Source organism: Micromonospora sp. MA102, assembly GCF_025460765.1.
GTDB classification, from domain to species: domain Bacteria; phylum Actinomycetota; class Actinomycetes; order Mycobacteriales; family Micromonosporaceae; genus Micromonospora; species Micromonospora halotolerans.
The window spans coordinates 256005-272492 of sequence record NZ_JAMWEG010000001.1 but is presented as its reverse complement, the minus strand read 5'-3'; the positions used below and the strand labels follow the sequence as shown (position 1 = coordinate 272492).

15 protein-coding genes are annotated in these 16488 nt (G+C 75.1%); 9 read left to right on the top strand and 6 right to left on the bottom strand.

Features of this window, described 5'->3' with window-relative positions; translation table 11 throughout:
- Window positions 1-15 precede the first annotated feature (15 nt).
- Window positions 16-2694 (bottom strand): LuxR C-terminal-related transcriptional regulator, encoded by a 2679-nt coding sequence (locus NFX44_RS01305; protein ID WP_262281599.1) that lies wholly within the window; start codon window positions 2692-2694, stop codon window positions 16-18.
- Between the two features lie 199 nt (window positions 2695-2893).
- Here NFX44_RS01305 and NFX44_RS01300 point away from each other — a divergent pair, with 199 nt between their 5' ends.
- From NFX44_RS01300 to rdgB, 9 genes are all read left to right on the top strand, one after another.
- Window positions 2894-4459, top strand: a complete 1566-nt coding sequence (locus tag NFX44_RS01300) for a hypothetical protein (protein ID WP_262281598.1) — start codon at window positions 2894-2896, stop codon at window positions 4457-4459.
- A gap of 115 nt (window positions 4460-4574) precedes the next feature.
- Window positions 4575-4865 (top strand): ATP-dependent Clp protease adapter ClpS, encoded by a 291-nt coding sequence (gene clpS / locus NFX44_RS01295; protein WP_091201734.1) that lies wholly within the window; start codon window positions 4575-4577, stop codon window positions 4863-4865.
- Window positions 4862-5365 (top strand): DUF2017 domain-containing protein, encoded by a 504-nt coding sequence (locus tag NFX44_RS01290; protein ID WP_262281597.1) that lies wholly within the window; start codon window positions 4862-4864, stop codon window positions 5363-5365. Before clpS ends, NFX44_RS01290 begins: the two co-directional genes overlap by 4 nt.
- A 55-nt stretch (window positions 5366-5420) precedes the next feature.
- Window positions 5421-5906 (top strand): Mov34/MPN/PAD-1 family protein, encoded by a 486-nt coding sequence (locus NFX44_RS01285; protein ID WP_154224998.1) that lies wholly within the window; start codon window positions 5421-5423, stop codon window positions 5904-5906.
- A 71-nt stretch (window positions 5907-5977) separates the two neighbouring features.
- Window positions 5978-6346 carry a MoaD family protein gene (locus NFX44_RS01280; RefSeq protein WP_262281596.1) on the top strand — a complete coding sequence of 123 codons (369 nt, stop codon included), beginning with the start codon at window positions 5978-5980 and terminating at the stop codon, window positions 6344-6346.
- Window positions 6347-6357: 11 nt separating this feature from the next.
- The gene (locus NFX44_RS01275) at window positions 6358-7323 is read left to right on the top strand and encodes a PLP-dependent cysteine synthase family protein (protein WP_262281595.1); all 966 of its coding nucleotides are present in this window, start codon (window positions 6358-6360) and stop codon (window positions 7321-7323) included.
- A 225-nt stretch (window positions 7324-7548) separates the two neighbouring features.
- The gene (locus NFX44_RS01270) at window positions 7549-8295 is read left to right on the top strand and encodes an MBL fold metallo-hydrolase (RefSeq protein ID WP_262281594.1); all 747 of its coding nucleotides are present in this window, start codon (window positions 7549-7551) and stop codon (window positions 8293-8295) included.
- Between the two features lie 212 nt (window positions 8296-8507).
- Window positions 8508-9233, top strand: coding sequence for a ribonuclease PH (gene rph / locus NFX44_RS01265; RefSeq protein ID WP_262281593.1), 726 nt, complete (start codon window positions 8508-8510; stop codon window positions 9231-9233).
- A gap of 31 nt (window positions 9234-9264) precedes the next feature.
- Window positions 9265-9882, top strand: coding sequence for an RdgB/HAM1 family non-canonical purine NTP pyrophosphatase (rdgB, locus tag NFX44_RS01260; RefSeq protein WP_262281592.1), 618 nt, complete (start codon window positions 9265-9267; stop codon window positions 9880-9882).
- Window positions 9883-9890: 8 nt separating this feature from the next.
- Here rdgB and NFX44_RS01255 read toward each other — a convergent pair whose 3' ends face one another.
- Genes NFX44_RS01255 through NFX44_RS01235 form a run of 5 tightly spaced genes read right to left on the bottom strand, consistent with a single transcriptional unit; the run spans window position 9891 to window position 16484 of the window.
- Window positions 9891-11120 (bottom strand): hypothetical protein, encoded by a 1230-nt coding sequence (locus tag NFX44_RS01255; RefSeq protein WP_262281591.1) that lies wholly within the window; start codon window positions 11118-11120, stop codon window positions 9891-9893.
- Between the two features lie 27 nt (window positions 11121-11147).
- A complete protein-coding gene (gene hutH / locus NFX44_RS01250; protein WP_262281590.1) occupies window positions 11148-12686 on the bottom strand; it encodes a histidine ammonia-lyase in 1539 nt (512 codons plus the stop codon).
- Complete coding sequence (gene hutI / locus NFX44_RS01245) at window positions 12674-13939, bottom strand: imidazolonepropionase (protein WP_262281589.1); 1266 nt, start codon at window positions 13937-13939, stop codon at window positions 12674-12676. Before hutI ends, hutH begins: the two co-directional genes overlap by 13 nt.
- Window positions 13936-15288, bottom strand: a complete 1353-nt coding sequence (locus NFX44_RS01240) for a formimidoylglutamate deiminase (RefSeq protein ID WP_262281986.1) — start codon at window positions 15286-15288, stop codon at window positions 13936-13938. Before NFX44_RS01240 ends, hutI begins: the two co-directional genes overlap by 4 nt.
- A complete protein-coding gene (locus NFX44_RS01235) occupies window positions 15285-16484 on the bottom strand; it encodes an allantoate amidohydrolase (protein WP_262281588.1) in 1200 nt (399 codons plus the stop codon). Before NFX44_RS01235 ends, NFX44_RS01240 begins: the two co-directional genes overlap by 4 nt.
- Between the last annotated feature and the right edge of the window lie 4 nt (window positions 16485-16488).

Sequence of the window (16488 nt, the reverse complement as noted above, 5' to 3'; positions counted from 1 at the left end):
GCTCCAGCCTAGAGTTCAGGCCGGATCCGTGCCGTCGTGGCCCGGCATCGCCCGCAGCGCGGCCCGCAGCTCGGCACGGCCCGCCACCCCGAGCTTGCTGTAGACCCGCTGGAGGTGGTTCTCGACCGTGCGGGTGGAGAGGAACAGCCGCTCCGCGATGGTGCGGCTCGTGACGCCGTCGGCGGCGAGCCGGGCGATCTCCCGCTCCCGGTCGCTCAGCGTCGGGCGGAGCAGCCGCAGCGCCGGGGTGGACACCTCGTCGCAGCGGCGGAGCAGCTCGGCGAGGCGCTCCCGGGCCGGGCCGGTCGCCCCGGGCCGGCCACCGCGCATCCGGTGCAGCGCCATGGCGGTCGCCTCGGCGGCGTAGACGGTCAGCTCCCGGGCGGCGAAGCCGTCGGCCACCGCGAGCAGGTCGTTGGGGCAGCCGTCGACGGCGGCGCGCGCGTACCGGGCGACCAGCGACGGCAGCACCCCGTCGACCTGCTCGGAGAGCTCGGTCAGGCGCTGCGCCACGGTCCGCCGGTCGCCGTCGGTGCAGGTCGGCCCGATCGACGCGGTGGCCTGGTCGAACCGGACCAGGTCGAGCAGGACCAGCAGCTCGTGCCCGGCCAGGCCGTCCTCGCGCAGCCGGTCGGCGAGCGCGGTGAGGTGCTTGGTGGCTGCCGGCAGGTCGCCGATCGCCGCGTGCACCGCGCCCCGGGCCTGCTCCAGCCAGGGGTAGAGCACCGCCATCCCGGGCGCGTGGGTGCGGTCCGCCTCGGCTATCGCCTCCGCCGCGTGCGTGGCGTCGCCGCGCAGCGCCGCCGCCTGGGCCCGCTCGGCGTGCGCCAGGCCGGCGTAGACCCGGCTCGTGGCGAGGACGGCGCAGGCGCCGAGGCTGGTCTTCAGCGCCTCGTCGCCGCGCCCGCGCAGCCGCGCCGCGTACGCCTGGAGGATGGCCAGATAGCCGGTGCCGAGCCGGAAATCCCCGGCGCCGGCCAGGTCGGCGAACTCGTCGGCGACGATCGCGTCGATGCCGGCCAGGTCGCCGGAGAGCGCCAGCCGGGTGCCCCGGGCCAGCTCCATGGCGAGCTGGAGGTACGGCATGTCGCCCCGCCAGCACGCCGCCTCGGCCTGCACCCGGGCGATCGCGGTGGCGCTGCGCCGGTACTGCCCCTGCGCCGCCTGGAGGTGCGCGAGGGTGCACCGGGCCAGCTCGCGCGCGGCCATCGGGGCCGCCGGCCGGTCCAGCACGGCCTGGGCCAGCCGGACCGCGGTGTCGGTGTCCAGCCGGTGCAGCCGCATGATCGCTTCGAAGGCGCGGACCCGGGCCTGGTCGGCGGCGTCGGTCAGCTCGGCGCCGCGCGCCGCGATCTCCTCCACCGTGGATTCCCGGCTCAGCCCCCAGTAGCTCACCATGCCCCAGGCGGTCAGCCACCGGCCGCGCCGCCGGTCGTCCTGGATCACCCCGGCCACCTGGTCGAGCACCGCGATGGCCTCGTCCGGCCGGTCAGCGAACATGAGGATCGTGGCGAGCAGCTCCGCCGCGTCCGAGCCGCCCTCGCCGTCCAGCGCCGCCCGGGCGAGCCTGGTGGCCAGCGGCACGTCGTACCGGCCGAAGGCCTGGGCGGCCGCGTCGAGCAGCAGGGCCGGATTCTGTGCCGTGCCCGAGTCGAGCCGCCACACGGCGACCCGCAGCAGGTCGTCGCGGCGCCGCTTGCCGACCCGTTCGAGCAGCCCGGCCAGGGTGGCCTGCAGCCGCCGGGTGCGGCTGACCGGGCACTGCCGGCGCATCACCTCGCCGTAGAGCGGGTGGGCGAGGCGCACGTTCAGCCGCCGGTCGTCGCGCACCATGGCGATCAGGCCGCGCTCCTCGGCGACCTCCACGTCGGCCGGGTCGACCGCCTGCTCCAGCAGGTGCAGGCCGAGCGGCTCGCCGAACGCGACCAGCTCGACCACCGCGCGCACGCCGGGCGTGAGCTGGCCGATCCGGGTGCCGATCAGGTCGGTGAGGCTGGGCGCCAGCTCCAGCCGGCCGGTCCACTGCCAGATCCCGTACGTCCTGCTCAGCTCGTCACCCCCGGAGGCGGCCAGCACCAGCTCGCGCAGCAGCAGCGGGTTGCCGGCGGAGAGCCGGTGCAGCCGCTCCGAGGAGCCGGCGTCGACCGGCCCGCCGAGGATCGCGGCGAGCAGCCCGGTGGTCTCGTTCGGGCCGAGCGGCCCCAGCTCGACCAGGTCGACCAGGTCGTCGGTCCACAGGGCGCGGATCGGCAGCGGGATCTGCTCGCCGTTGCGCAGCGTGCCGAGCACCGTGGCGTTCTGGGAGCGGGCGATGAGATGGACCAGCGCCGCCGACGGCGGGTCGAGCAGGTGTGCGTCGTCGATCGCCAGGACGATCGGCCGGCCGGCGGCCTGCTCCTGGAGCAGGTCGACCGCCCAGCGCAGGATGCCGGCGGGGGAGAGTCCCTGCGGCTGCGCGGCCGGCAGCACCTGGACGAGCCCGCCGAACGGCAGCGCGGCGGTCGTGGCGCTGGCCGCGACGGACCAGATCGCGTAGCGGTCGGGTGAGAGCGCGGCCACCCCCTCGCGCAGCAGCCGGCTCTTGCCGACTCCGGCGTTGCCGCTGAAGAGCAGCCCGCGTCCCTCCGGACCGCCGACCGCCGACAACAGACGGTTGAGCTCATCCGTCCGGCCGACGAAGTCCCACCGACTCATCGGTGCAGCATATCGATGGTGTTCCGTGCGCGCGCATACCGTCACGCTGCGAAGTTGAGTAATCTGGCGATTACTCGTGAGTATCGAATGTGTTCGGTGTCGGATCGGCGACAGCCGTAGGCTTCCGATATCGCCCTGTGGCCAGGGGAGTTTCCACGCGACCGGACCGCACCCGGTCGCCTGACCGGGAGGCCGCCTGATGAAGCCGGGTCCACTCCCCTCGGTCGACGTGCCCGAACCGGGCGGGCTGGCCGAGCCACCCCGCTGCGCCCCGCTGCCGACCCGGCTCGGGGTGACCGAGCCGGGGCCGGACGAGCCGCTGGGCGTCGTGGTCACCGGTCCGGCCGGCGCCGGCCGCCGCGAGCTGCTCGCCGGCCTGCTCGACCTGGATCCCGGCATGCTCGCCGTCCCCGCCGGCAGTCACCTCCTCGTCCACCACGCCAAGGTGCCCACCCGCGCCGCCTACGTGCCGGGCTACCGCCAGCCGCACTCCTACCGGGCCGACCCGCTCGCCGCCGGCCCGGCCCTCGCGCGTCCGCCGCGCCGGGTGGAGCTGAGCCTGCCGGACCCGCTGCTGCGCCACTTCACCGTGCTCGACACGCCGGACACCGGCGCCCTCGGGGTGGCCGGTGGCCGGGTGCTGCTCGACGCGGCGGGCCGGGCCGGGGCGCTGCTCTTCGTCATCTCCGCCGACCAGGCGTTCAGCGCGGCCGAGCTGCACCTGCTGGCCGAGGTGGCGCGCACCCGGGTCGAGGTGTTCTTCGCCGTCACCCCCGGCGTGGCCGGCTGGGCGGCGCCGGCGGACGGCACGACGACGGAGGACACGGGGGCGTCCGGGTCGTCTGCCGGCCGGTCCGGCCCGCCCGGCCCCGCCGCCCGCCGGTACGACGCCGTGGAGGTCTCCGTCGCGGCGCACCGGGCCGCGCTGCTGGCCGCGGTGCCCGCGCTCGCCCAGGCCCGCTGGTTCCCGGCCCGCCAGGGCGAGCACTCGGTGCTGCGCCGCGCGCTGGTCGGCTGGGCCGCCGACGAGGGACTGCGCCGGGCCAGCTCGCGCCCGCCGGAGCCGCCCGGCGCCCACGGCCGGGTGCCCGTGGTGGCCGGCGCCGAGCCGGCCGACCTCACCGAGCGGATCGACCGCCAGGCCCGCTCCTGTGCCCAGCGGATCCGCCAGCACCTCGCCCTGGAGCTCGCCAACATCCACCTCCGCGTGGTGCAGGAGATCGTCTTCGGGGTCGGCTGCGCCGGCCTGCCGCAGCTGCTCGACCGCGAGATGGAGGCGTTGTCGCTGCTCGCCACCGCGCAGTGCGACGAGGCGGTCCGCGGCATCGTCGACGACGCGGCCGCCCGAGTCTTCGGCGCGCCGCTCGCCGAGGGCGTGCGCCGGCGGATCGTGCACGCCGTCCGCTGGGGCCTGGCCGACCACCCGGACGGCCACGAGCTGGACCGCGTGCTCCTCGTCACGAGCACCGCCGGGGTGGCCGGGCTGGCCGGCGCCGGCGCCCTCGACGCGCTGGCCGCCTATCCGGGCGCCGAGCGCGGCGAGGCGCTCCCGCCCGTCGGGGTGGCGCTCAACGGCGGGTGCTGGCAGCACTGGCGGCTGCCCGGCAACGCCGACCCCAACGTGGCCCGCTCCTGGGCCCAGCGGGCGCTGCGCGAGGTCGAGCTGGAGCTCTCCCGCCAGGTGTCCCGTCGCTTCGAGGTGATCCGCCTCTCGCTCGCCGCGGTCCTCGCCGATGCTGTCGACCACGGCATCCTCCTCGCCTGAGGCCGGGGCCGCCGCACCGCCGTCGCGGTCGGCGTACGCGGCCCGGGCGGGTGATCCCGACCGCCGCGCCGTTCCGGTTCATCGGTTCCCCGGATCCGGTGGCACGATGGGGGGCATGGCGGCTCCACAGGTTGCGCCGGTCGAGACGCCGGACACCGACGAGGTGCCGGTCTCCGACCGGCCATGGGTGACCATCGTCTGGGACGATCCGGTCAACCTCATGACGTACGTGACCTGGGTGTTCCAGAAGCTCTTCGGATACAGCCGGGAGAAGGCCGAGCAACTCATGCTGGACGTGCACCACAAGGGCAAGGCGGTCGTCTCCAGCGGCGCCCGGGAGCGGATGGAGCACGACGCGTCGCAACTGCACGCGTACGGCCTCTGGGCGACGGTGGACCGGTCATGAGCATGTTCCGCCGGCAGGGCGACCGCTACGCGGCCATCTTCGCGGTCGACGAGGTCCGGGTGCTGCGCAAGGTCGCCTCCGAGGTGGTCGGCCTGCTCACCGACGGCTTCGACCACGGCGACCCGGTGGTCGGCCGGCTCTTCCCCGAGGTCTACCCGGAGGACGCGGCGGGCAGCGCCGAGTTCCGCCGCTACACCGAGGGTGACCTCAAGACCGCCAAGATCGACCAGGCCGGCGCGATCCTGGCCGCGCTGCCCGACGGCGAGGCCGGCGGCGAGGTGCGGCTCGACGCCGAGGCGGCCGAGGCGTGGTTGCGCGCGCTCAACGACGCCCGGCTGGCCATGGGCGTCCGGCTGGAGATCAAGGACGGCACCGACCTGGGCGAGGAGTTGGACGACGCGGTCGCGGAGGACCCCACCTCGTCGCGGGTGTTCCAACTGTCGGTCTACGCGTACCTGGGTTATCTCCAGGAATCCCTGCTCAACGCCCTGATCGACTGAGTGGTGACGGTCGCCACCTCGCGGGCCGGGACGGCCAGAGGCTAGGCTTGGCGGCGTGCTGAGCATCGACCGGTCGATCATCGACGCGATCGTGGCCCACGCGCGTCGGGACCACCCGGACGAGGCGTGCGGCGTGGTCGCCGGTCCTGTCGGCAGCGACACCCCGACCCGGCACATCCCGATGGACAACGCCGCCCGCTCCATGACCTTCTACGAGTTCGACTCGATGGAGCAGTTGCGGGTGTGGCGGGAGATGGACGACCGCGACGAGGAGCCGGTCGTCATCTACCACTCGCACACCGCGACGGAGGCCTACCCGTCCCGCACGGACGTGTCCTTCGCCGGGGAGCCGGGGGCGCACTACCTGCTCGTCTCGACCCGCGAGCCCGACACCGAGGAGATCCGCTCCTTCCGGATCGTCGACGGCGTGGTCACCGAGGAGCCGGTCGAGATCGTGGCTGCCGTGGACCCGCACGCCGTCCAGTCCTACATGTTCGGGCAGAGCCCGGCGACGGTCGACTACGAGTGTTCCGACCGCTGATCTTCCAGCGCCGGCACACCTTTTCTTCTTCCCGTCACCTGGCACGACCCGAACAAGGAGCACGAGACATCATGGCCATCGAGGTTCGCATCCCCACCATCCTGCGCAGCTACACCGGCGGCGCGAAGGTCGTCGAGGGCAGCGGCGACACCCTGGGCGACCTGCTCGCCGACCTGGACTCCCGGCACGCCGGCCTGCGGGCCCGGCTGGTCACCGACGCCGGCGCGCTGCACCGGTTCGTCAACGTCTACGTCAACGACGAGGACGTCCGCTTCTTCGGCGCGCTCGACGCCAAGCTCAACGACGGCGACAGCGTGACCATCCTGCCGGCCGTGGCCGGTGGCGCGTTCGGCTTCGCCGCGGCAGCGGCGATCGCGCAGCACAGTGCCGCGGCAGCGGCGATCGCGCAGCACGGCGTCGTGCGCGCAGCGCGCCGCTGAGGGCGGGCGGCATGGCACGGTACGACAGCCTGCTGGACGCCAGCGGCGGCACGCCCCTGGTCGGGCTGCCGCGGCTCTCGCCGACGGTCCCCGACGGCGCGCCGCCGGTGCGGCTGTGGGCGAAGCTGGAGGACCGGAACCCGACCGGCAGCATCAAGGACCGGGCGGCCCTGTTCATGGTCCGCGCGGCCGAGGAGGCCGGCCGGCTCCGTCCCGGTGACACGATCCTGGAGCCGACCAGCGGCAACACCGGCATCTCGCTGGCCATGGTGGCCAAGCTGCGCGGCTACCGGCTGGTCTGCGTGATGCCGGAGAACGTCTCCACCGAGCGGGTCCAGCTGCTCCGGATGTACGGCGCGGAGATCATCTTCTCGCCGGCGGCGGGCGGCTCGAACCAGGCCGTCGCCACCGCCAAGCAGATCGCCGCCGAGCACCCGGACTGGGTGATGCTCTACCAGTACGGCAACGAGGCGAACGCGCGGGCGCACTACGAGACGACCGGGCCGGAGCTGCTGCACGACCTGCCGACCATCACCCACTTCGTGGCCGGCCTGGGCACCACCGGCACGCTGATGGGCACGGGGCGCTACCTGCGGGAGAAGGTAGACGGCATCCAGGTCGTCGCGGCCGAGCCCCGCTACGGCGAGCTGGTCTACGGGCTGCGCAACATCGACGAGGGCTACGTGCCCGAGCTGTACGACGCCACGGTGCTCTCCCGGCGCTTCTCGGTGGGCACCCGGGACGCGGTGCTGCGGACCCGGCAGCTCGTCGAGGTGGAGGGGATCTTCGCCGGCTTCTCCACCGGGGCGATCCTGCACGCCGCCCTCGCGGTGGCGCACGAGGCGGTCCGGGAGGGTCGCCGCGCCGACGTGGCCTTCGTGGTCTGCGACGGCGGCTGGAAGTACCTGTCGACCGGGGCGTACGGCGGCACCCTGGCGGACGCCGAGGACGCCCTGGAGGGGCAGCTCTGGGCCTGACGGCTGGACGGTCGGTTCGGTCCGCGCGCGCCGCTGACCGAACCGACCGTTACCTCCCGGGACCGTACGTGTGCGGGTGTCACGTTGATGACAACTTCCGGCGGATGATTCTTGCCCGACCGGGCCGACGCGTAGGCTGCGCAGCGTGGCGAACGCGTCGGTAGAGATCATCGGCGGTGCGACCGCCGGCGTGTCGACTACCGAGCGTGAGATCGAGGCGACCGGATGCGACTGACCGTCCTGGGATGCGCGGGCAGTTTCCCCGGGCCCGAGTCTCCCTGCTCCGCCTACCTCATGGAGGCCGACGGGTTCCGGCTCCTGATCGACTTCGGGGTGGGTTCGCTCTCCACGCTCCAGCGCTACGTCGGGCTGCACGCCCCCGACGCCATCCTCCTCACCCACCTGCACTGCGACCACATGTTCGACGCGGTGTCCTACGTGGTGGTACGCCGGTACGCGCCGGACGGCCCGTACCCGGCCCTCCCCATGTACGCCCCCTCCGGCGCGCCCGACCGGCTGGCCAGCGCGTACGGGCAGGAGGAGGGCTCGGTGGAGGACGTCTACCAGTTCTACGGCCTGCAGCCGGGCACCTTCCCGATCGGCCCGTTCACCGTCACCGTCGACCGGATGAACCACCCGGTCGAGACGTACGGGGTGCGGCTGGAGCACGGCGGCCGGGTGTTCTGCTACTCGGCGGACACCGCGGCCTGCGACGCGCTGCTGCGCCTGGCCCAGGGCGCCGACGTGTTCCTCTGCGAGGCCAGCTACATGGACGGGGTGGACAACCCACCGGACCTGCACCTGACCGGCCGGGAGGCCGGCGAGGCGGCCACCAAGGCGGGGGTGGGCCGGTTGCTGCTCACCCACCTCGTCCCCGCCTGGGGCAGCGAGTCGCACACGGTGGAGTCGGCGGCCGGGGCGTACAGCGGGCCGCTCGAGGTGGTCCGCGCCGGCGCCTCCTACGAGGTCTGACCACGCTGGTCGGCGCGCCGCGTTGCCGGCGGCCGTCGCCGCGGACGTGATCCCCAAGCCGCTGTTCGTCTGGATCGCTCTGTGACACCCCGTGTCCGGCCCGGTCCGGCCGCAGGGTGCTGGCACCGGCCTTCGCTCTGCAGCCATCCACGCAGCGGTGCTGTGGGGAGACCGCGGGCCGGTTCGATCACGGCACCGCATAGGGTGCAGGCATGGCGCGACCTGACGGGCGGCGGCCCGACCAACTCCGACCGGTGACCCTGACCCGCGGCTGGAGCACCCACCCGGAGGGCTCGGTGCTCGTCGAGTTCGGCGCGACCCGGGTGCTCTGCACGGCCAGCGTGACCGAGGGCGTGCCCCGCTGGCGCAAGGGCTCGGGGCTCGGCTGGGTGACCGCCGAGTACGCGATGCTGCCCCGGGCCACGAACACCCGCTCGGACCGGGAGAGCGTCAAGGGGCGGGTCGGCGGCCGGACCCACGAGATCTCCCGGCTCATCGGCCGCAGCCTGCGGGCCTGCGTCGACCTCAAGGCGCTCGGCGAGAACTCGGTGGTGCTCGACTGCGACGTGCTCCAGGCCGACGGCGGCACCCGGACGGCGGCCATCACGGGCGCGTACGTGGCGCTGCACGATGCGGTGACCTGGCTCGCCGAGCGGAAGGCCCTGGCCGGCAAGGTCGACAAGGTCATGCACCGGTCGGTGGCGGCGGTCAGCGTCGGCATCATCGCCGGCGAGCCGCGACTGGACCTCTGCTACGAGGAGGACGTGGCGGCCGAGGTCGACATGAACGTGGTCTGCACCGGGACGGGTGACTTCGTCGAGGTGCAGGGGACGGGCGAGGCCGGCGTCTTCGCCCGGGAGCAGCTGGACGCCCTGCTCGACCTGGGCGTGGCGGGCTGCCTGGACCTGGCCGACGCGCAGCGGAAGGCGCTGAACTGATGAACCGGACGCGCAGCGGAAGGCGTTGAACATGAACACGGTGCTCCTGGCCACCCGCAACCGGAAGAAGCTCGTCGAGCTGCAGCGGATCCTCGACGGCGCGCTCGGCGCCCACCGGATCGCCCTGCTCGGCCTCGACGACGTCGAGGAATACCCGGAGCTGCCCGAGTCGGGCCTGACCTTCGGCGAGAACGCGCTCATCAAGGCCCGGGAGGGCTGCCGGCGGACCGGCCTGCCGACCATCGCCGACGACTCCGGTCTGGCGGTGGACGCGCTGAACGGCATGCCGGGCGTGTTCAGCGCGCGTTGGGCCGGTTCGCACGGAGACGACCACGCCAACCTGCAGCTCGTGCTGGACCAGATCGCCGACCTGCCGGACGAGCACCGGGGTGCCGCCTTCGTCTGCACGGTGGCGCTGGTCCTGCCCAGCGGCAAGGAGCACCTGGTCGACGGCCGGCAGCCGGGCCGCCTGCTGCGCGCCCCGCGCGGCGACGGCGGCTTCGGCTACGACCCGATCTTCCTGGGCGACGGGCAGGAGCGGACCAACGCGGAGCTGACCCCGGAGGAGAAGGACGCGGTCAGCCACCGCGGGAAGGCGCTGCGCGAGCTGGCAAAGCTGGTCGCCAAGGTGCTCCCGCCGGCCGCCTGACCGACCGCTCAGCGGTGGTGCAGCGTCGTCAGCTCACCGCCCAGCTCGCGTACGGCCACCCGGTCCTCCACCGACAGCGCCGTGAGCACCCGCTCCACCTCGGCCAGGGTGGCGTACCGGCCCACCGAGACGGCCGCCCCGGTGTCCAGGTGCTCCACCCAGAGGCCGCCGGGCTGCCAGGCGGTCTGTACGCAGCCGCCGGAGCGGCCCACGCAGGTCAGGAAGTCGTAGCTGGACGGGCGCAGGGCCCGAACCCGGGCCAGCAGCTCGGCCAGCTCCATCGGCACGTCCCGGTCCGAGCCCCTCGTGTGGTCGCCGGTGACCTCGACGTAGCCGGCCGGGGCGGGCACCGGCTCGCCGGCCGGGGGCAGGCCGCGTAGCGCCCGGACCAGCGTCAGGCCGTCGTGCCGGCCCACGGTCAGCTCCGGCACGTCCGGGTCGTCGTACGTGCCGACCAACGCGTCGCCGCTGCGCCGGACCTCCACCGCGCGACCCTCCCACCGCAGGCGGACCGGGACGGTGGCCGGCAGCCACGGCAGGTGCAGGGCGGTGAATCGGCTGGCCCGCCCCGGCCCCTCCACCGGAGCGTGCACACCGGTCCACGTGCCGAGCAACTCCACGTCGACGTCGGCGTCGTCCGCCACGGCGGCGGGTACGGCGGCGAGCCGGCCGGCCCGGCGCCGCCGCCACCGCAGCGGCACGTGGATGCGTCGGCCGACCTCCCCGTCCCAGTTGACGGTCAGCCCCGTGGACCGGAGCGCAGCTGCCACCTCCCCGCCGATCTCCGCTGCCGAGGCCCCCTCGAACGACCCGTACGCGAGCCACACCCCCGAGCCGTCGACGCCACGTTCGGCGTCCTGCCGGTGGTAGAAGGTGTAGCCGCGCGGCTTCAGGCCCCGCCGCGCCTCGCCACCGATCTCCTCGGCGCCGCAGTTCTGGCAGCAGGTGAAGCTCTCCCGGGCCACGATCCCGGCGGCGTCGAGCGCCCGGAAGGCGGTGGTGAGCCGGTCGCTGTCGGTCACCTCCGGCCAGGTCTCCTGGTCCGCCAGGTGCGCGGCCAGCTCCTCGGCGACCACCGCCCAGGCCAACTCCGCGACCCGGTCCTCCTCGGCCTCGCCGTGCAGGTACTCGACCGTCTCGGTGACGATGGCGGCGGCGGGCAGCTCGGCCAGCGCCACCTGCTGGCGTACGAAGGCCCGGATCTCGCCGAGCGCCGGCGCGGTGTCGTCGTGGGTCACGGCGGCGAACGCTAGCAGCCGCGGCGGTCAGCCCAGCGGGCCGACCTCGCGCTCGATGGCGGCGCGCAGCGCGGGGCCGCCCACCACGTCCCGCGCCGCCTCCATGAGCGGGGCGAGGAACACGTCCGGCCCCGGCTCGCCGATCGCCTCGCCGAGCGCGGCCACCGCGGCCCGGCCGGCCGGTGACGGGGTCAGCGGGGCGCGGAGCTGGAGCCCGCGCACGGCGGCCAGCAGCTCGACCGCGAGCAGGCTGGTCAGGTTGTCCAGCACGGTGCGCAGCTTCTTGGTGGCCGCCCAGCCCATCGAGACGTGGTCCTCCTGCATGCCGCTGGTGGGCAGCGAGTCGACCGAGGCGGGTGCGGCGAGCCGGCGGTTCTCCGCGACGATCCCGGCGGCCGTGTACTGGGCGATCATCAGACCGGAGTTGACCCCGGCGTCGGGGGAGAGGAACGCCGGCAGCTCCCGGGAGCGGGTGACGTCGAGCAGCCGGTCCACCCGGCGCTCGGCGATCGCGCCCACCTCGGACGCGGCGATGGCCAGGTAGTCGGCGGCGAAGCCGAGTGGCGCGCCGTGGAAGTTGCCGGTCGACTCGACCCGCCCGTCCGGCAGCACGACCGGGTTGTCCACCACCGAGAGCAGCTCCCGCCCGGCCACCACCTCGACGAAGTCGAGGGTGTCCCGGGCGGCGCCGGCCACCTGCGGCGCGCAGCGCATCGAGTAGGCGTCCTGCACCGCGTGCGCCAGGTCGTCGCGGTGCGAGTCCATCACGGCCGAGTTCTGCAGCAGCTTGTGGATGTTGGCGGCCGAGGCGGCCTGGCCGGGGTGCGGCCGGATGGCGTGCAGCTCGGGCAGGAACGGCCGCTCCGAGCCGAGCATCGCCTCGATGGCCAGCGCGGCGGTCACGTCGGCCATGGCGAACAGGTGGCGGGCGTCGTGGACGGCCAGGAGCAGCATGCCGAGCATGCCGTCGGTGCCGTTGATCAGCGCCAGCCCCTCCTTGGCGGCCAGCTCCACCGGCTCCAGCCCGACCCGGCGCAGCGCGTCGCCGGCCGGGATGCGGTCGCCCGCCGGGCCGAGCACCCAGCCCTCACCCAGCAGCACCAGCGCGCAGTGCGCGAGGGGCGCCAGGTCGCCGGAGGCGCCGAGCGAGCCGTGCTCCGGCACCCACGGGGTCACCTCGTGGTTGAGCAGGTCCACCAGGGCCTCGGCGACCAGCGGGCGGACCCCGGAGCGGCCGAGGGCGAGGGAGCGCACCCGCAGCAGCATCATGGCGCGGACCACCTCCCGGGGCATCGGCGCGCCCACCCCGGCGGCGTGCGAGCGGATCAGCGCGTGCTGGAGCTCGGCCCGCCGCTCGGGCGCGACGAACGTGTTGGCGAGCGCCCCGAATCCGGTGGACACGCCGTAGACGGGCCGGCCGGCGGCCTCGATGCCGTCCACGATGGACCGGCTGGTGGCCATCGCCGCCACCGTGGCGGGGTCGAGGACGACCTTGGCGGTGCCACGGGCCACGGCGAGCACGTCGGCGGGGGAGATCCCGGTGGGCTGGATGACTACGGTCGACATTGCGGCACTCCGTTGTGCAGAACCTGGCGGATCAGCGGGACACCGGGCCGGTAGGCCAGGTGCAGGTGGGACGGGGCGTCGAGGATCATCAGGTCGGCCCGCGCGCCCCGCGCGAGCCGTCCCACGTCGTCGCGGCGCAGCGCCGCCGCCCCGCCGGCCGTCGCGGCCCACACCGCCTCCGCCGGGGTCATCCGCATCTCGCGGACGGCGAGGGCGACGCAGAACGGCATGGACGACGTGTACGACGACCCGGGGTTGCAGTCGGTGGCCAGCGCCACGGCGGCGCCCGCGTCGAGCAGCCGGCGCGCGTCCGGGTACGGCGACCGGGTGGAGAACTCGGCCCCCGGCAGCAGGGTGGCGACGGTGGTCGGCTCGAAGCCGGAGACCCACGTCGTGCCGGTTGACGCGAGCGCGTCGACGTCGGCGTCGGTCAGGTGCGTGCAGTGGTCCACGCTGGCCGCACCCAGTTCCACCCCGAGCTGGACGCCCGGCCCGGGACCGAGCTGGTTGGCGTGCACCCGCACCCCCAGCCCGGCGGCCTGCCCGCAGGCGAGGATCGCCCGGGCGTGGTCCACGTCGAAGGCGCCCCGCTCGCAGAACACGTCGATCCAGCGGGCGTACGGCGCGGCGGCGGCGAGCATCGGCCCGCACACCAGGCCCACGTACTCGTCGGGGCGGTCGGCGTACTCGGCGGGGACCACGTGCGCGCCGAGGAACGTGGTGTCCTCGGTGAACTCGGCGGCGACCCGCAGCGAGCGGGCCTCGTCGGCGACGGTCAGCCCGTACCCGCTCTTGATCTCGATCGTGGTGGTGCCCTGCCGCATGGCCTCGTCGCGCAGCCGCCGGACGGTGTCCCGCAGCTGGTCGTCGGAGGCGGCCCGGGTGGCGCCCACGGTGGTCCGGATGCCGCCCCCGGTGTAGGGCTCGCCGGCCATCCGGGCGGCGAACTCGGCGGCCCGGTCCCCCGCGAAGACCAGGTGGGCGTGGCTGTCCACGAAGCCGGGCAGCACGGCAGCGCCCTCGGCGTCGATCCGCCGGTCGGCGGCCGGCGCGTACCGGGCCGGGCCGATCCAGGCCACCTGCCCGTCCTCGACCAGCACGGCGGCGTCCCGGCGGATGCCGAGCGGCCCGCCCTCGCCGCCGGTGTCGTTGGTGACCAGTTCCCCGATGTTGTCGACCAGCAGGCTGCCGCTGTTCCGCGGCGCCGGCCGCACCGGGTCGCCCGGCCGCACCGGTCGGTCGCCCGGGCTCATGACGTCACCTCCCGGATGGCGTCCCGCAGCTCGGCGGGCACGTCCACGGTCCGGTGCCGGCCGTCGGCCACGACCGTCCGCCCGTCCACCACCACGTGGGTCACGTCGGCGGCGGTGGCCGCGAAGAACGCGCCGACCGGCGGCACGCCGGCGGTACGGGCGCTGTCCAGCCGTACCGTCACGAGGTCGGCCCGGTCGCCGGCGGACAGCCGGCCCGCGTCGCCCCAGCCGAGCGCGGCGTGCCCGGCGACGGTGGCCGCGGTGACCAGCTCGGCGGCGCTGAAGTGCCCCCGCCGGCGCGTGCGCAGGCGCTCGTCCAGCTCCACGGCGCGGGCCTCCTCGAAGAGGTCCACCACGGCGTGGCTGTCGCTGCCCAGGCTGACCGGGCTGCCCGCCTCGGCCATCCGCCGGGCCGGCCCGATCCCGTCGGCCAGGTCCCGCTCGGTGGTGGGGCAGAGGCACACCCCGGTCCGGCTGTCCCCGAGCAGCGCGACGTCGGCGCTGGTCGGGTGGGTGGCGTGCACCGCCGTGGTGTGCGGGCCGAGCACCCCGTGGTCGGCCAGCAGCCGGGTCGGTGTGCAGCCGTGCACCGCCCGGCAGGCGTCGTTCTCGGCCGGCTGCTCGGAGAGGTGCACGTGCAGCGGCACGCCGTTGCGGTCGGCCCAGCCGGCCACGGTGGCGAGCTGCTCGGCGGGCACCGCGCGGACCGAGTGGATGGCCGCGCCCCGCCGGGCGTGGTCGTTCTCGGGGCGGAACGCGTCGACCCGCTCGACCCAGCGCAGCGCGTCGCCGTCACCGAACCGGCGCTGCGTCCCGACCAGCTCCGCGCCGTCCACGCTCGCGGTCAGGTACGCGGTGTCCAGCAGGGTGAGCCGGATCCCGGCGTGCGCGGCGGCCTCGACCAGCGCGGCGGACATGGCGTTCGGGTCGGCGTACGGCCGGCCCTCCGGGCCGTGGTGCAGGTAGTGGAACTCGCCCACGCAGGTGATCCCCGCGAGGGCCATCTCCGCGTACGCGGCCCGGGCCAGGGCCAGGTACGAGTCGGGGTCGAGCCGGGCCGCGACGTCGTACATGACGTCCCGCCAGCTCCAGAAGTCGCCCCGCCCGCCGTGGGTGCGCCCGCGCAGCGCCCGGTGGAAGGCGTGCGAGTGGGCGTTGGCCAGGCCGGGCAGGGTGAGCCCGGGCAGGCGTACCGCGTCGCCGAGCACCTCGACCCCGGCGGGGGCCGCGCCACCGCCGACCAGCGGGGTGACCGCGGCGATCCGCCCGGCCTCGGCCTCGATCAGCACGTCGGGGGTGGGCTCGGCGTGGTCGGGCAGCCAGGCGTACTCGGCCAGCCAGCGGGTCAGCGGCATGCCAGCTCCTCCAGCACCCGGGCCAGGGCCGTCACCCCGGCCGCGCAGTCGGCGTCGGTGGCGGACTCGGCGGGGGAGTGCGACACCCCGGTCGGGTTGCGCACGAAGAGCATCGCGGTCGGCAGGTGCGCGGCCAGCACCCCGGCGTCGTGCCCGGCCCCGGTGGGCAGCACCGGCGCGTCGAGCAGCGCGGCCAGCCGGCCGGCGAGCCCGCCGTCGAAGGCCACCAGCGGGGTGGCCGACTCCTCGGTGCAGGTCAGCTCGGTGCCGTCCCGCTTCGCCCGCTCCGCGGCCTTGGCCCGGACCGCCTCGACCAGGCCGTGCAGCGTCTCCGGCTCGGCCGCCCGGGCGTCCAGCCAGCCGGTCACCTTCGACGGGATGGCGTTGGTGGCGTTCGGCTCGACGGCCACCCGGCCGACGGTGGCGTGCGCGTCGCGCAGCCGGGCCTCCTTGTTCGCCGCGAGCACGGTGAACGCGTAGGTGAGCATCGGGTCGCGGCGGTCGGCCATCCGGGTCGTACCCGCGTGGTTGCCCTCACCGGCGAAGTCGAGGCGCCAGCGGCCGTGCGGCCAGATGGCGCTGGCCACCGCGACCGGCGCGCCCAGGTCGACAAGCGCGCGGCCCTGCTCGACGTGCAGCTCCACGAAGGACGCGAAGCGGCCGAGCAGACCCGGGTCGGCGCCCGCCGGCCGGTCGCCCAGCGCCTCGGCGAAGCTGACCCCGGCCGCGTCGCGCAGCCCGGCCGCGCGCTCCACCGGGATCTCCCCGGTGAGCAGCCGCGACCCCAGGCAGGGTACGCCGAACCGGCCGCCCTCCTCCTCCACGAACGCGGCCACCGCCACCGGCCGGGCCGGGGCGACCCCGGCGGCCCGCAGCTCGTCCACGGCCAGGAGCGCGCTGACGATGCCGAGCGGCCCGTCGTACGCCCCGCCGTGCGGCACCGAGTCGAAGTGGCTGCCGGTGAGCACCGCGTCCCCGGCGGCCGGGTCGCCCCACCAGGCGAACAGGTTGCCGTTGCCGTCCTCGGTGACCGGCATGCCCCGCTGCCCGGCCTGGTCGCGGAACCAGCCGCGCAGGGCGAGCTCCGGCTCGGTGAGCGCGTAGCGCAGGTAGCCGCCGCTGCCCGCGTCCCGCCCGACGGGCGCGATCTCGTCCCACAGCTTGCGGAACCGGACGGCGAGATCGCTCACGCGG

Excerpts from the sequence above, each read along its gene's own strand:
- clpS (WP_091201734.1), top strand. The coding sequence starts at position 4,575 with ATGGCGGCTCCACAGGTTGCGCCGGTCGAGACGCCGGACACCGACGAG.
- NFX44_RS01280 (WP_262281596.1), top strand. The coding sequence starts at position 5,978 with ATGGCCATCGAGGTTCGCATCCCCACCATCCTGCGCAGCTACACCGGC.
- hutH (WP_262281590.1), bottom strand. The coding sequence starts at position 12,686 with ATGTCGACCGTAGTCATCCAGCCCACCGGGATCTCCCCCGCCGACGTG.
- NFX44_RS01290 (WP_262281597.1), top strand. The coding sequence starts at position 4,862 with ATGAGCATGTTCCGCCGGCAGGGCGACCGCTACGCGGCCATCTTCGCG.
- NFX44_RS01270 (WP_262281594.1), top strand. The coding sequence starts at position 7,549 with ATGCGACTGACCGTCCTGGGATGCGCGGGCAGTTTCCCCGGGCCCGAG.
- rdgB (WP_262281592.1), top strand. The coding sequence starts at position 9,265 with ATGAACACGGTGCTCCTGGCCACCCGCAACCGGAAGAAGCTCGTCGAG.
- NFX44_RS01305 (WP_262281599.1), bottom strand. The coding sequence starts at position 2,694 with ATGAGTCGGTGGGACTTCGTCGGCCGGACGGATGAGCTCAACCGTCTG.
- NFX44_RS01275 (WP_262281595.1), top strand. The coding sequence starts at position 6,358 with ATGGCACGGTACGACAGCCTGCTGGACGCCAGCGGCGGCACGCCCCTG.
- rph (WP_262281593.1), top strand. The coding sequence starts at position 8,508 with ATGGCGCGACCTGACGGGCGGCGGCCCGACCAACTCCGACCGGTGACC.
- hutI (WP_262281589.1), bottom strand. The coding sequence starts at position 13,939 with ATGAGCCCGGGCGACCGACCGGTGCGGCCGGGCGACCCGGTGCGGCCG.
- NFX44_RS01300 (WP_262281598.1), top strand. The coding sequence starts at position 2,894 with ATGAAGCCGGGTCCACTCCCCTCGGTCGACGTGCCCGAACCGGGCGGG.